This window comes from Mesorhizobium sp. M4B.F.Ca.ET.089.01.1.1, from assembly GCF_004022605.1.
In the GTDB taxonomy this organism is placed as follows: domain Bacteria; phylum Pseudomonadota; class Alphaproteobacteria; order Rhizobiales; family Rhizobiaceae; genus Mesorhizobium; species Mesorhizobium abyssinicae.
In genome coordinates, this window is sequence record NZ_RZOS01000017.1 from 20263 (window position 1) to 33493 (window position 13231).

At 60.5% G+C, this 13231-nt stretch carries 28 protein-coding genes; 24 read left to right on the top strand and 4 right to left on the bottom strand.

The window, feature by feature from the left end; genetic code table 11:
* Position 1 precedes the first annotated feature (1 nt).
* The 16 genes from EN780_RS03370 (at position 2) to EN780_RS03440 (ending at position 6553) form a co-directional block, all read left to right on the top strand.
* Positions 2–358 carry a hypothetical protein gene (locus EN780_RS03370; RefSeq protein ID WP_128272070.1) on the top strand — a complete coding sequence of 119 codons (357 nt, stop codon included), beginning with the start codon at positions 2–4 and terminating at the stop codon, positions 356–358.
* A 178-nt stretch (positions 359–536) separates the two neighbouring features.
* Positions 537–1247 carry a hypothetical protein gene (locus tag EN780_RS03375; RefSeq protein ID WP_128272072.1) on the top strand — a complete coding sequence of 237 codons (711 nt, stop codon included), beginning with the start codon at positions 537–539 and terminating at the stop codon, positions 1245–1247.
* A complete protein-coding gene (locus EN780_RS03380) occupies positions 1244–1780 on the top strand; it encodes a hypothetical protein (RefSeq protein WP_128272074.1) in 537 nt (178 codons plus the stop codon). Before EN780_RS03375 ends, EN780_RS03380 begins: the two co-directional genes overlap by 4 nt.
* Positions 1780–1977 (top strand): hypothetical protein, encoded by a 198-nt coding sequence (locus EN780_RS03385; protein ID WP_128272077.1) that lies wholly within the window; start codon positions 1780–1782, stop codon positions 1975–1977. Before EN780_RS03380 ends, EN780_RS03385 begins: the two co-directional genes overlap by 1 nt.
* A gap of 3 nt (positions 1978–1980) precedes the next feature.
* The gene (locus tag EN780_RS03390; protein WP_128272079.1) at positions 1981–2262 is read left to right on the top strand and encodes a hypothetical protein; all 282 of its coding nucleotides are present in this window, start codon (positions 1981–1983) and stop codon (positions 2260–2262) included.
* 48 nt (positions 2263–2310) lie between these two features.
* The gene (locus tag EN780_RS38665) at positions 2311–2631 is read left to right on the top strand and encodes a hypothetical protein (RefSeq protein WP_189556353.1); all 321 of its coding nucleotides are present in this window, start codon (positions 2311–2313) and stop codon (positions 2629–2631) included.
* 14 nt (positions 2632–2645) lie between these two features.
* Complete coding sequence (locus tag EN780_RS03400; RefSeq protein WP_128272081.1) at positions 2646–3143, top strand: hypothetical protein; 498 nt, start codon at positions 2646–2648, stop codon at positions 3141–3143.
* Positions 3140–3652, top strand: a complete 513-nt coding sequence (locus EN780_RS03405) for a hypothetical protein (protein WP_128272082.1) — start codon at positions 3140–3142, stop codon at positions 3650–3652. Before EN780_RS03400 ends, EN780_RS03405 begins: the two co-directional genes overlap by 4 nt.
* Positions 3653–3865 (top strand): hypothetical protein, encoded by a 213-nt coding sequence (locus EN780_RS03410; protein ID WP_128272084.1) that lies wholly within the window; start codon positions 3653–3655, stop codon positions 3863–3865.
* Positions 3865–4527 carry a hypothetical protein gene (locus EN780_RS03415; protein WP_128272086.1) on the top strand — a complete coding sequence of 221 codons (663 nt, stop codon included), beginning with the start codon at positions 3865–3867 and terminating at the stop codon, positions 4525–4527. The genes EN780_RS03410 and EN780_RS03415 overlap by 1 nt, the downstream gene beginning before the upstream one ends.
* 96 nt (positions 4528–4623) lie before the next feature.
* Complete coding sequence (locus EN780_RS03420) at positions 4624–4869, top strand: winged helix-turn-helix domain-containing protein (protein ID WP_189556355.1); 246 nt, start codon at positions 4624–4626, stop codon at positions 4867–4869.
* 37 nt (positions 4870–4906) lie between these two features.
* Positions 4907–5314, top strand: a complete 408-nt coding sequence (locus tag EN780_RS03425) for a hypothetical protein (protein WP_128272090.1) — start codon at positions 4907–4909, stop codon at positions 5312–5314.
* On the top strand, positions 5314–5544 hold the full coding sequence (locus EN780_RS03430; RefSeq protein WP_128272092.1) for a hypothetical protein: 231 nt from the start codon (positions 5314–5316) through the stop codon (positions 5542–5544). Before EN780_RS03425 ends, EN780_RS03430 begins: the two co-directional genes overlap by 1 nt.
* Positions 5545–5570: 26 nt before the next feature.
* Entirely contained in the window at positions 5571–6152 is a 582-nt protein-coding gene (locus EN780_RS03435) for an RNA ligase family protein (RefSeq protein ID WP_128272094.1), read from the top strand.
* A 27-nt stretch (positions 6153–6179) separates the two neighbouring features.
* Entirely contained in the window at positions 6180–6350 is a 171-nt protein-coding gene (locus EN780_RS38670; RefSeq protein ID WP_189556357.1) for a hypothetical protein, read from the top strand.
* Positions 6350–6553: a hypothetical protein gene (locus EN780_RS03440; protein ID WP_128272096.1), complete on the top strand. Its 204-nt coding sequence runs from the start codon at positions 6350–6352 to the stop codon at positions 6551–6553. The genes EN780_RS38670 and EN780_RS03440 overlap by 1 nt, the downstream gene beginning before the upstream one ends.
* A gap of 2 nt (positions 6554–6555) precedes the next feature.
* On the opposite strand, the gene EN780_RS03445 is transcribed toward EN780_RS03440, so the two are convergent.
* Positions 6556–6801, bottom strand: coding sequence for a DUF982 domain-containing protein (locus EN780_RS03445; protein WP_128272098.1), 246 nt, complete (start codon positions 6799–6801; stop codon positions 6556–6558).
* A gap of 47 nt (positions 6802–6848) precedes the next feature.
* On the opposite strand from EN780_RS03445, the gene EN780_RS03450 reads away from it, so the two are divergent.
* From EN780_RS03450 to EN780_RS03485, 8 genes are all read left to right on the top strand, one after another.
* Complete coding sequence (locus EN780_RS03450; RefSeq protein ID WP_128272100.1) at positions 6849–7400, top strand: hypothetical protein; 552 nt, start codon at positions 6849–6851, stop codon at positions 7398–7400.
* A complete protein-coding gene (locus EN780_RS03455) occupies positions 7397–7948 on the top strand; it encodes a dATP/dGTP diphosphohydrolase domain-containing protein (RefSeq protein WP_128272102.1) in 552 nt (183 codons plus the stop codon). Before EN780_RS03450 ends, EN780_RS03455 begins: the two co-directional genes overlap by 4 nt.
* A 292-nt stretch (positions 7949–8240) precedes the next feature.
* Entirely contained in the window at positions 8241–8519 is a 279-nt protein-coding gene (locus tag EN780_RS03460) for a DUF2312 domain-containing protein (protein ID WP_128272104.1), read from the top strand.
* A 29-nt stretch (positions 8520–8548) separates the two neighbouring features.
* Entirely contained in the window at positions 8549–8917 is a 369-nt protein-coding gene (locus tag EN780_RS03465) for a hypothetical protein (RefSeq protein ID WP_128272106.1), read from the top strand.
* A gap of 2 nt (positions 8918–8919) precedes the next feature.
* A complete protein-coding gene (locus EN780_RS03470) occupies positions 8920–9324 on the top strand; it encodes a hypothetical protein (protein ID WP_128272108.1) in 405 nt (134 codons plus the stop codon).
* A complete protein-coding gene (locus EN780_RS03475; protein ID WP_128272110.1) occupies positions 9324–9596 on the top strand; it encodes a hypothetical protein in 273 nt (90 codons plus the stop codon). Before EN780_RS03470 ends, EN780_RS03475 begins: the two co-directional genes overlap by 1 nt.
* 30 nt (positions 9597–9626) lie before the next feature.
* Positions 9627–10955 (top strand): site-specific DNA-methyltransferase, encoded by a 1329-nt coding sequence (locus tag EN780_RS03480; protein WP_128272112.1) that lies wholly within the window; start codon positions 9627–9629, stop codon positions 10953–10955.
* 25 nt (positions 10956–10980) lie between these two features.
* Complete coding sequence (locus EN780_RS03485; RefSeq protein WP_128272114.1) at positions 10981–11280, top strand: hypothetical protein; 300 nt, start codon at positions 10981–10983, stop codon at positions 11278–11280.
* A 71-nt stretch (positions 11281–11351) separates the two neighbouring features.
* On the opposite strand, the gene EN780_RS03490 is transcribed toward EN780_RS03485, so the two are convergent.
* From EN780_RS03490 to EN780_RS03500, 3 genes are all read right to left on the bottom strand, one after another.
* Entirely contained in the window at positions 11352–12584 is a 1233-nt protein-coding gene (locus EN780_RS03490; protein ID WP_128272116.1) for a hypothetical protein, read from the bottom strand.
* Positions 12585–12616: 32 nt separating this feature from the next.
* Positions 12617–12856, bottom strand: a complete 240-nt coding sequence (locus tag EN780_RS03495; RefSeq protein ID WP_128272118.1) for a hypothetical protein — start codon at positions 12854–12856, stop codon at positions 12617–12619.
* Positions 12853–13231: hypothetical protein (locus EN780_RS03500; protein ID WP_210215020.1), on the bottom strand; the 379-nt coding region annotated here is incomplete at its 5' end. The genes EN780_RS03500 and EN780_RS03495, both read right to left, overlap by 4 nt.

A 13231-nucleotide genomic window follows, 5' to 3' on the forward strand; every position in this document is an offset into this window, starting at 1 on the left:
GATGACTGGCAATTTGGAAAGCATGGTGAAGGCGCTCAAGTTTTACGCCGATGCTGAAAACTGGATTGACACGCCATCTTGGGATGGCGACCCGACCTGCGTCACTCCAAAAGCTATTCCCGTCACAAAGGAAGAAGATGGCAGTCGACTTTGTGACTGCGGGGACGTAGCCAGGGCCGCCCTCGCTTCCTTAAACGAAGCAGCTTCTGCGGGCGTTGGTCCAACTGGGGCGCAGGCGCAGACACTACGGGCCTGCGAGAAGAACCCACACATCTACTGCAACTGCGATGGAAACTTTTTCCCAGCGTGCCGCGATGCGCCCGCATCGACCTCCACATCGCCCGGTCCCAAAGTCTAAGTTTCTCGCTCAGACTTTCACGTTTAAATTGACATTCTCTCTGAAACGTGTGAATTAGAGTCATCAACGGAGACGGCCATGTGGGGCACCGAGGTAGCAGCAACGCTCGTCATTCTTGGCGTGATCGCGCTGAACATCCTCTTGCCGCTGGCGCTCTGCAAAGCCTTGGAGAAGTGGGATGTCTGATCCCAAACGCGAGAAGCTAGCCAAGCGCATCCGCGCCCTGGCGGCCATGACAGTCGAGAACGGCTGCACGGAAGACGAAGCGATCGTCGCCGCGCGCAAGCTCGCCGACACGCTGGCTGAGCACAACATGACGCTCGACGAAGCGATGATGCGCGAGCAACCATTCGCCGAGCAGACCAGGAAATCGCATGACGACTTGATCGGAGAACGGCTCTGGAAGCCCGCTGATGCCATCTCATTTTTGACAGGCAGCCGCTACTGGTCGTCCGCAAATGGCGTCTATCCTACCTCGATCACCTTCTTCGGTTTCGACCATGAAGTTGAGGTTGCCAGATACATGCTGGCGATTTGCAGCCGCGCCATGCAGGACGGAAAGCGACGTGTCGAGCACCAGTATGCGCTGAAAGTCCCTGCCCATCGCCGAGCGCACGTCATCGCGTATCTCGACGGCATGGCCGACACGCTGCGTCGACGCATTCGAGCCCTCAAGCCTGCCACGCCCACGGGCAGCGGACTGATTGTGCTGCATCGCGCCCTGATCGACGCGGCGTTGAAGGAACGCGGCACCGAGATCGAGCAGCGCCGCACCCGCGCCAGTCGCGACCTCGATCCATCCTACCTGGCCGGCGCCGCAGCCGGGGAGCGCGTCTCCCTGAACCAGGGCGTTACCGCCAACCGCGAGACAAGGGGACTGCTCGCATGATGCGCAAGCTGCTGCTCACCGCATTCCTTTCCAGCTTCGTTACGGCCTCCTACGCCAAAGAGATCGCCTACGTGATCGACGGCGACACAGGCGGCGCGCTGCTGCGCTACGAGGAAAAGGCCGAGATCATCAAAGGCGCCAAGGTGGTCGTGGACGGCCTCTGCCTGTCGGCCTGCGCCATGTATCTGCGCAAGGATTGGCACTTGGACATCTGCTACACGCCGAGCGCGTTGTTCGGCTTCCACAAGCCCTACATGGCGATTGAAGGTATCATCGCCACTGGCATCACGGCGATCTCGACTGCGGACGCAGCGTGGCGCGTCAAGTTCTTCGACCAGATGCCGGCCGGCATCCAGGCGATGCTCAGCGGCAAGCAAATTCCCTCTCCTGCCGCTGGCGATCCGGTGGGCCGGTTCATCTATGTCAAGGCTCGCGATCTGCATGACTCTGTGAAGCGCTGCCCGAGCGATTGGGCGGCCAAGTACAAGCTGATCGATGTCCAGAACGTCACCACCAGCCTGAGCCCGCAGTGATGTTCCGACTCAAGATCACACCGAAGCGCGTGCTCGATTTGGCCACGGCCATGATGACCGAGAGCGATCTTCCCGAGCCTGCCTACAACCGTCCCAGCGCGTGGGTCTGCAAGCTCTGGTTCGACGAGCGCAACGCCTTGGCCGACAGCATCATGCGCAAACAGATTTTCACGATACCGTCAGCAAGGAGTAACTAGATCATGATGCCTTATCAACTGAACCCTAAGCCTTTCATTGCGGAAGCCGAAGTCGAGGCCGCCGACCGAGAATACACGCCGGTGACTTCCGTCCGTGAGTTCACAAATGAATTTGGACATCAGATTAAAATTTTCGTCAGGCAAATGGTCGACAACCACATTAAAATCACCATCGAAGGTCCAAACTCAGTTTCAGAAAATATCGTGACTCCGAGGGAGTTCGATCATCTTCGCTCTGCTCTCGCGGATTACGACATGACGCCACATCTCTGCCGCGTCGTCTAACGGACCATGCCTATCCGCTTTTCACCCACAGCATCAAGGGGTAGTTAGATGGCCGAAGATCAAATCAACAAGATGGTAGAGCGCTTTCTGACGTGGCGACTGCCGGATGATTTCAGACCAGACGCCGGCATCAGCTTCAAGGCCGATTTCAACGAGCACACTGCTCACCCGATGAAGCATAAGCCGACCGGGACCAACCTGTTTACTGCGGCGCAGGCAACAGAAATGGTTCGGCACATGGTTGCGGGGCAGTCGCAGGCGTTCGCGTTCAATTTCAAACCCTGCGAGAAAAATCCGTGCGTCTATTGCAACTGCGAAGGCTTCTATCCTGGTTGCCATGAGGCGCCGGCATCGGCGGAACCTGAATGACAAACGGTAGAGAGATGTCCCGGCAAGCATTTTTTATCGACCACGCCAACGAGGCCGCCGCCCTACCGACAGTTCAGATCAGTCGCGAGGACGCCGAAGTCACCATCAAGCCCATGCGGCTTAGCGACGGCCGCTGCGACTACTTCGTCAGCTTCAAGCACGGCGACCGCGAAGTCACGCCACACGTCTTCCGCGAGCGCTACAAGGCCGAATATCACGTCGCCCTTTACAAGTGGCTGTTCGGCCAGGGCGACGAGCCTGACCTAATGCAGTTCGGCCCGGATGAGTGGCCTGCGCGCAGGTACACCGACGACGAGCAGCGGGCCTTTGCCGCGATCAACGAAACGGTCACGTTCGGAAAGCTCGCTGATGCGTTCGGTTGCTTCTGGAATGCTGCGATCGGCGACGCGCACAATCGCCAGGACGCGACCGCCTTCGCGGTGATTGGGTCCATGGCGGAAGGCTTCGCGGCTGTCGAGCGCCGGCTGCGCGAGCACGGAGAGGCGAAGTGACCTGCATCGTCGGCCTCATCGACGACGGCGCCGTCTACATGGGCGGCGACAGCGCGGCGATCCTAGATAGCAACGTGGAGGTTCGCCAGAACCGCAAGGTGTTCCGCAAGGGTGCCTACCTGATCGGCTATGCGGGCTCGTACCGCGTCGGCCAGTTGATCGAGCACACGTTGGAACTGGACAGTCCGCAGGGCGCGCTGCTCAAGCACATGATCACGCACGTCGCCGAGAAGATACGCGAGATCAGCGGCAAGGAAAGCGCCGAAGTCCTGATCGGCTGCCTCGGGCGGCTGTTCAAGTTCTCGTCGGATTTCTCGGTGGCGGAATACAAGCGCTACGCGGCGATCGGCCAGGCTGACCAGTGTGCGCTCGGCAGCCTTTTCGACGGCCGGGGCGATCCGACCAAACGCGTTCTGCGTGCCCTCGGCGCCGCGCAGGAACACAACGCGGCCGTTCGAGCGCCATTCTATGTCGAGGCCAGTGCCGGCCCGAGGAAAAGGAGCGCCTAAATGCAGATCGTCAGCGTCGACAATCTGAACCGGGAGAGCGTGGCCGATCGGCTGGTTGTCGGCTCGATCCCCAACACCGATCAACACCGAGCCAAGGCGCAGCAGTTCTGCGACTGGTTGAACACCTTCACCTGCCACGGCCACGGTGGTCGCTTCAACCGACTGTTGCCCGACGACTACCGGCTGTCGCGTGGCATGGAGGATTTGATCTGATGATGTACCGCACCTACCACGATCTCAGAAACGGCGACGTGGTGTTCAGCGACGCGCCGGCCTTCAACTTCGAACGGGAGAACCGCAACATGCACTTCATCCTCGACTGCGACGGCGTGCTGCTCGACTGGACGGGCCGTTTCCGGGATTGGGTGTTCGTCAACTACGGCATCGCTTCGAACGCCAAAGGACCTCGATCCTGGTCGCTGTTCGAATGGCTCGGGCAGCCCGAGGCGCGGTGCTTCGAACTCATCCAGGAATTCAACGCGTCGGAAAGCTTCGGCACACTCTCGGCGCTGCCCGGCGCCAAGGAAGGCATCGCCAAGCTCAAGCGGGCCGGCCACAGGTTGACCGTGCTGACAAGCTGCTCGGACGATCCTCTTGCCCTGCAGCGGCGCAGGCAGAACCTCGACGGCGAGTTCGACGGTGCGTTCAGCCGCATCATCTGCCTGGCACTGCGCGAGAGCAAAACCAAGTGGCTCGAAGTGCTGCGCGGCGGCATCTGGATCGAGGACAACTACAAGAACGCCATGATGGGCGTGGAAGCCGGCCACAAGACGTTCATGCTGCGTCACCTGCACAACCGCGACGACGAGCGCACCAGCGACTCCCGCATCGTGTGGGTCGACAATTTCGCGCCCATAGTTTCACTTTTTAGTTGATTTTATCGTTCAAAAGTGAAAGTGTGAGCGTAGATGAATTGTTGCCCTACCTGCGGCCAGAAGGCTGCCGAACTCCCGATCGAGGCGATTGCTGACGTGGCTCTGCCCAATGTCCTGAGAACCGTCGCCAACGCCCTGGTCAAGGCCTATCCCGAAGCCGTGCCTGCCGCCGATCTCATTGCCGCGATCTACAGCGGATCGAAGCAGCCTGCCACCGCCACGAAGGCGCTCAGGGTGCAGATACACAGGCTGCGAGACAAGCTCAGGCTCTGCGGCTGGACAGTCAACAAGAACCTCGGCGGCTTCTACGGAGCCCACTACCGGCTCGAACAGCTTGCCTAAAGTTTCACGTTTAACTTGAAATCCACGGAGACATCAAATGGACGGCGCATACGTATCTCTCACCCCTCTCGAACTGCAAGCTTTCGAAGGGCTGCGCGCCGCGCAGAAGCTTGCGCACGAGACTGCGACCAACGCCGGCTGGTACGTCGATCGCAAGACCGGCGAGCCGATCGAGCGCAACTTCGGCGAAGTGGTCGCGCTTATGCACTCGGAACTGTCCGAGGCGCTGGAGGCCGATCGCAAGAACAAGCGGCAGGACGACAAGCTGCCCTGGCGCAACGCCGTCGAAGTCGAACTGGCCGATTGCGTCATTCGCATCTTCGATACGGCAGCGGCCCGTGGGTACGACCTGGCTGGCGCCATCATCGACAAGAACGCCTTCAATCGCACCCGCGCGGATCACAAGCTGGAGAACCGCAAGGCCGAAGGCGGGAAGGCGTACTGATGCGTCGCTTCCTCAACGCCATCCCGAAGCTCTGGCGCGCGCGTCGCGAGTTCGTGAGCGTCCTGCGGCCCACCATCGCCGTGTACGCCTTCCACGCTGCCGCCGTGGCCGTGCTGACCTTCGTGTTCGCCGGCCACTTCGTCACCGCTGGCATGGCCTGGCTGCTGCTCTGCAACGCCGGCCGCGACGCCGCCCTCACCCACGGCCTGATCAACCAGCGCCAGTTCTGACCACCACCAACAAGGAGACACCGCCAATGTCAGTGAGCATCCCCGAACGTCCGTTTGTCGACTTCGGCAAAATCAGCCGAGCGAACAAGTCTTTCGGTTGCGTGATCACCGAAAAGCTCGACGGCACCAATTCGCAAGTGGTGATCGAGGCAGGAAAGATCGTCGGAGTCGGCTCGCGCAATCGCTGGATCGCACCCGGCAAGCTGACCGACAACTACGGCTTCGCCGGATGGGTTGAACGCAACGAGGAAGAAATCCTCAAGCTCGGCGACGGGCAGCATTTCGGCGAGTGGTTTGGCGCCGGCATCCAGTGCGCTTACGGCCTCAAGGGCGACGACAAGCGTTGGGCGCTGTTCAACACCGGCCGCTGGTCGAACCCGGAAGAACGCCCGTCCTGCGTCGACTGCGTGCCGGTCCTCTACGCTGGTGAGTTCAGCCGCCAGGTCGTCTCCGAAGTCATGCAGCGCCTCGCCGAGGAAGGCAGTCGCATGGTGCCTGGCTTCATGAAGCCCGAGGGCATCGTGATCTACCTGCCGGGCTCCCGCACGCTCCTGAAAGAGACCTTCGAACACTCGAACGGCAAGTGGCTTTCCGCCGCTGCCGCCTGACCCACCATCAACAAAGGAGACACGACTATGAAGGGACTTTGGTTCGTTTTGCTGCTCGCCTGCCTCGCCACTGGCTGCGCGGCTCACAGCCACGGCAGCTACGGCAACCGGGACTACACCAACACGTCGTTCCAGGCGGGTGGCGCCAATCAGGACATCATTCTGTCCGGTCAGTACGTCAGCCCGCATTCGTTCTGATGGAACTCAGCCGCTTTCTCGAAGCCGAGGGCGTTGGCCGTTTCAGCGACGCTCAGTTGGACTATTTCGAGCACCTGCTGTCGTCCTGGTTCGGATGGAAGCTCGGCAAGACGGGCTTCATCATGCCGAGCGATGACGAGATGCGCGAGATCAAGGGCAAGCTGAAACGGGCGATCGTTGCGACACGGAGCAATCGACCATGACCCTACTCAGCCCGCCACACCTTGGCCTCTCGCGCGGCAGCATCAAACGCCTGGCGCGCCTCATCTACTGTGTGTTTGCCCTCCATCACGCCATAGCAGATCGGATAGGCCGCCTTCAGCTTGGGCGGGATGGGCAGCTTCTTCGGCCACGTCTGCATCTGCTCGATAGCCCCTTCGACCGACTTCACGACGACCGTGTGGCCTGTCGAAAGCTCCTTCACGTTCACGGGCGGCCAGAACCAAAGCATCCCTAATATTTGCGCCAGCTAATCCGGCTGGCAAGAGCGAGGACGACTTGGCCAAAACTCCACGATCGGCGCGACGCAAAGAGCAGGATCGCGCATACCGCGAGACGCACGCCGATGAACGGCGTGACTACAACAGGCAATATTGCAGCGAAAACCGCGAGCATGTTCGTAAATACATGAAAGACTACAAGGTAAACAACCGTGAGAAGCTTCGTGCCTATGCTCGCGAATATTCACGGCGGAAAAGGGCTGCATCTGATCCAGCGGAACTAAAAGCGAGCAAGCGGAAGCATTATCTCGCGGGAGGCTGGCTGGCATCGGTTCTGAATGCTGCACGGCACCGCGCTGCTGCGGCTGGACTTGAGTTCACCATCACCAAGGCCGATGTGGTTGTGCCCGAGCGCTGTCCCGTGTTCGGCACGGTTCTACGTGTCGGCGCCAACAGCAACGACAGCCCTAGTCTCGATAGAGTCGACAACACAAAAGGCTACACACCATCCAACGTCCGCGTGATTAGCAAACGGGCCAATAGGATGAAAGGTGATGCGTCACTCGAAGACCTGCTGAAACTGATCCAATACATCAAAGGTGAAATATGAACGAGAAGAACGGCAACCCAAAAGATTCCATCGGAGCCCGCAAATGGCGCCAGTACGCGACCGTCCCGTCGACCGTGGCCGTCGAGATCGGCGTCGCAATGCTCGAAGGCGCTGCCAAGTACGGCCGGCACAACTACCGCGTGGCTGGCGTTCGCGCGTCCGTCTACGTCGATGCCGCGAAAGGTCACATCGATAGCTGGTGGGAGGGAGAGGACTACGATCCCGACGTGCCCGGCCAGAAGCTGTCGCACATCACCAAGGCAATCGCCAGCCTGGTCGTGCTGCGCGACGCGATGATCCAGGACATGCTGAACGACGATCGCCCGCCGAAGGCGAATCTCGATCGCGTGCGGAACGACATGCGGGCGACGGTCGAAGCGATCCTGGACAAGTACACCGAGCCCAAGGCTCCCTTCACCGAACTCAACAAGAACGACGGCGAGGCGTTCAAGGGCGCCGCGAGCTTCGGAGCCGGTGGTCTGGTGCCCGGCGCAGCGGAGAAACTTTCGGCCGGCTTCCTGGCGCGTGGCAAGGATATGCCCCGGTGAAACGGAGACCGTTCCAGGCAGCGGCGCAGCGATTCGTCGTGTGGCGCTACATCCACTCGGTTGGCGGCCGTTGCACCTATGGCGAGATCGCCGAGGCGACTCGGCTGAATGTGTCCACGGTCGGGCGCATATGCCGGCAACAGGGCTACAAGCTCGAAAGCGAGCCTACCTGTCCCACCGCCTTCATGCCTGTGGACAAATTTTTCGCACTTCCTCACTCGATCGTGCGGAATTTGTATTGACGGCCTGAGTTTCACGTTTATAGTGACTTTCACGTTGCAAGGAGATTTGCATGGACGACGATTTGGAAGGCGGCCTTGCGGGCGGCGACAACACGAGCACCGTCGCGGCCGGCCAGCTTCGCGCCTTCATCGAGCGCATCGAGCGGCTTGAGGAAGAGAAGAAGACGATCTCCGACGACATCAAGGATGTCTATTCGGAAGCCAAGGGCACCGGCTTCGACACCAAGGCGATGCGCGAGATCATCCGCCTCCGCAAGAAGGATCAGGCCGAGCGGCAGGAGGCCGAGTCCATCCTCGATCTCTACAAAGCCGCGCTCGGCATGATCTGAGCGCAACACCCACACCATCGGAGACACAAATGAAACTCGGCGAACTGCGCGCGGCTATCCGCAAGTCCAAGGAAACCCCTTACGTCAACATCTTCCCCTTCCCCGGCACCGACAAGGGTTTCTGTTTCCACCTGCAGAAAACGCCGCTGCTCGCCGAACTCGAACGCGTCTATCCGGGCGGCAAGGGTGTCGAGACCGGGCTTGAATTCGACGGCGCCACCGGGAAGCTGCACTCCCCGAGCTATCAGGAGGCAAGCGGCACGAGCGACGCAGACCGCGCTGCCGCATTCGAGGGCGTCCAGCGGGGCGCAATCAAAGCCGACGACGATCTGCTCGGCGACGAGCCCGCTGCGGCCAAGCCTGCCAGCGACGACGATCTCAGCGACCTTCTGGTGTGACCATGGACGACGCGGAACTCGGGGTCCGACTGGTCAGGGCTATTCGCAATGCCTGCCAGTCGAACAAGCCTGACGGCAAGCCGGTCAAGGGCAAGCTGACGGGCCTCGCGCTCAACATTACGTCCGACAGGTGGCAGGCGATCTCACAGTTTTGGTTGACGAACGATCGCGGCGTCAAAGTGGGCAGCGATCCGATCCTCTGCCTGCTTGATGTGCTCGAAACGCAGCCCGATCTGTCGGTGCCGTATGAGCCGGCCCTTGCGCTGCGCGAGATGGGCACCGACGTTCGCCCGGCCGCGCCGAAACCTGCTCCTGCGGTCGCCCCGCAGCCAGCGCTGGCAAACTATCCGACCGCGCAGGAAGACGATGTGCTCGACCTAAGCGACTCGAGCGAACTGCTCGTCTGATGCTGCGCTACTCGTATGAGTGGATCGACGCGGACGAGTACGAGGATGACGAGGACGGCAATGCCCATTGGGCTAGCGATCTCTATGCCATCTTCGACGGCAAGCTCGGCCTCAGTGCGCACCAGGCAATAGCTTGGACGTGGGAGCGCGACGACGCCGAGCGCATCGTGAACGCGCTGAACCAAGTGGAACAACAGAAGTGGCGGGCCGCTGCCGTGATCGAGATGGCGACCCACCAAGACAAGTACGACCTGAGCGATTTGCTCGACTGACGTTTCACTTTTAACGGGACTATCACGCGAATGGGCGGTGCAATCTCACTTCATGCAGGCGACAACCGCCTGAGCCTGCGCCGGCTCATCGACCAGGGCGTTCGCGTCCACTCGATCGTGAGTGATCCACCTTACGCTCTGACCAGCATCACCAAGCGCTTCGGCGGCAAGAATGCCGCTGCGGCTCGAACCGATGGCAACGACGGCAGCTTCGCCCGCCTCTCGGGCGGCTTCATGGGCAAGCAGTGGGATGCCACGGGCATCGAGCGCGACCCTGAGTTCTGGCGGCTGGTCTATGAAATCCTCTTGCCGGGCGGATACGTCTTTGCCTTCTCGGGCGCTCGAACTGGCCACTGGCAGGCCTGCGCCATGGAAACGGCTGGCTTCATCATGCACCCGATGCACGGTTGGGTATACGGCCAGGGCTGGCCGAAGCCGACCTACATCAAGGGAATCCCTGAGCAGGAAGGATGGGGCTACGGCACGCAGTCGCAGAAGCCGGCGCTCGAACCCATCTACCTCGGCCAGAAGCCGTTCAGCGAGAAGACCGGGCCGGCCAATTTCTTGAAGCATGGCGTCGGCGCATTCAACATCGGCGGCTGCACGATCGAGGGCGCTGGCGACGAAGACGGCCGCAAGCCCACCAATCTCATTTTGGATGGTTCTGCGGAAGTCATCGACCTGTTCCCGATCACGCGCAGCGGCGCGCCAGGCACCATCAGGAAGGGCCGCAACGACAGTGCAACCTATGGTGCCGAGAGTCGTGCGCCAGGCACGCCCATGACCGGCTACGGCGACGAAGGTTCGGCCGCTCGCTTCTTCCACCAATTCCCTATCACCGAGGTTGACTACCAGTGGGCGATCGATGCTGGTGTCATCGGCAGTGATCTCGGCGACGCGGTGATCTACAATGCCAAGGCGAGCAAACAGGATCGTTTAGGCAGCAAGCACCCAACTGTTAAGCCAGTCGCCTTGCTGCAATATCTCATCCGGCACATCACGCCCCCTGGCGGTGTCGTCCTCGATATGTTTGCCGGCAGCGGAACCACCGCAGAAGCCGCGCGCCGCGAGGGTTTTGACTGCATCCTCATGGAAGCTGAGGCCGAATATCTCGACTTCCTACGTTCCCGCTTCGTTCTGAGCCAGGAATGTGCTATAGGAATAGATACCTACAGCAGGGTTAAGGAAACGAGAATCAATTCTACTGTATCAAAATTAGACACAACTAATGTTGCATATGACGATGTGTGTCTACTTGACATTCTTGGTGAACTGTCGGCTGTAGAAGTCGGCGAGGTTCAAGTCCCCGATACGCTCAGATCAAAATCAGCCTATGATCTGACGGAATTGTTGTCGTAACGGCTGTGTCTCAGGGAAAGGTTAAATGCCGAAACTTGCTGCTCTTTCATTTGTCGGAACTGACGCCAGCGGGGACTACCCAAAGGTTGTACCGTGGCAACCTAAGCGTTCAGGTGATTACGGTCGGGATTGCGCCGCAGGGCGTTCCTACTATGTAGAACTCCACAACTTGATGTTGCTGGAGAACAACCCCACGTTTCTTGCTCGCGTTATCAGCGCGCAGGTCGCGGGCGGTGTGTGGGAAGGAGTCGAGATCGGCTTTACCCAGGCGATGGCTGAACGCCTGCTCGCCGCAGAGGCGAAGGCCCAATCACTGGCCGCCTAATGCAGTGCCGTTCGTGGGGGACACCGTAGCTCACCGAGAGTGCAAGACTCGGTGAGCTTTTCTTTTGCCGCTTAAAAGAACTCGGTAAAGCGCGCCCGCTGCCCAAGCTGCGGGTGATAGAGGAAGCACTCGACAGCTTGCCGGTTCACGTAGCCGTTGCGATCGTGCCAGCCATCCGGCGCCGAGGGTGAGCGCACGTATTCGATGTTGACATGCTGGCCCTCGAATTGCGGCTTTCCGCTGATCAGCGCCGTCATACCGTTGTGATCCTTCTCACGCAGGAACGGAACCTCGCCGCGCGTCTTCCGGTCCTTGTGATGGACATGGTGCAGCAGCCAGTACAGGTTTTGGCAGGACGAGATGTGCTCGCGCGCCTCGTGGACCATCAGGCCGTAGAGCTTTTCTTCTTTCGCGCCGTCGCCATGCGTGACGCCGAGCAGGTTCGATTCGTAGCGATAATATTTCCGGTGACGTTCGCTGAGATTGTAGCCGGTTGCCCGGATGCGCGAATTGGCCAGGTTGCGATACGGCGCCGCGATCGTTTGTGATAGCGCCCATCCCATCAGCCAGTCGTGATTGGACATGCAGTGGAGCAGATCGACGTTGGCAAGCTTGGCCGCCTCGCCGATCGCCTCATTGTAGGCCACGGCCGCGTCCCCGAAGCCCTGGAAGATCGTTCCATCGCTGTCCTGAAAAGTGCCGCTGGTCGTAGTTGAACGCGGGCCATCGACATGCAAGGCGTCGTTGCCAAGGACGAACAATATCTGTCCGATGCCCATCGGCTCAGCCATGCGCAGGAGCGACTTCGTGCCCTCAACAACACGGTGTCGGGCGACCTCGCGATTGTACTCGTGGCCGGTCTCCGTCCGCACCGCGAGCTTTAGGAAGTGAACGTCGGCCAGGTCGATCACGAGCAGGTGGTCGTTGCTTGATCGAGGCCTCGGGGGGAGCGCCAGTGGCGCGGTGACCGACATCCCCTCGATCGCCTCACGCACCATATCGGCGACGGAGACGTTCTGTCCGGTGCGCGGGTTCTTCACGAAAAGGGAATAGCCGCTGCCGGTGTCGTCTTTGACGATTTTCCAGAAGTGGGACAGGTTGCGCGGGTCTTCGATTCCGCCAGCCTGCGCAGCTTCGAGGATTGCCGCGTCGTCGGCCACCTGCTCACGGGCCGCCTCCGTGCCCAACATGCCGCGTTCTCTGGCGCGCGTCAGGCGGTTCTTGAAGGTCTTAAGATCGAGCCCGAGAGCCTTCGCCGCGTCGGCGGCGCTACCGTGGGTGAGGATGGCTTCGGCCGCAGCCATGGCCAGTTCGTCGGAAAGCGGGGGAGTCGGCATCAGTGGCCTTTGATGTTCGCGTAAATGAGCCCGAGCACGGCGAGCGTGATCATGCCAACGGCCGCCATGAGGCTTTGGCGCTGGATGGCTTCGGCGCTGGTCCGCGTCTTGCGAACGAACAGCATGTCGGCTTGCGCTTCGAGCGGCTTGTCGGGATCGAGCCCGAGCGTCAGGAAGGTCTCCTTGACGGCCTCTTGAGCGGCGCGGCGCGCGATCTCGTGGATTTCAGCGTCGGTCACGGCTTCGGCTCCCTGGCGTCGTAGTTTTTGGCGTACCAGGCGGCGCACCAGATCGTCTGGTCATTGGCGGCGCCGAGGGCGATGTCACCCTTCTCATTCGCCACGTCGAGACGGTCGCCGAGCACGACACCACTGTGATGGGTCCGCTTGCAGCGCTCCGGGTAAACCGGCATCCGGCGAGCTTCCTGGACGCGCTTTTCGGCCTCGGCCAGGGCGGTCTTGGATGCTTCGGCTTTCGCCCTGTCGGCGTAGGCTTGGTTGAGCCGGAACCTATCGGTTGCGCATCCGGTCAAGCAGATACTGGTCAACACGGCAGCCGTCAGGAGTCGGCCTCGTTTCGATTTGAACAAGGTCATCGTTTCTCTTTCGATTTTC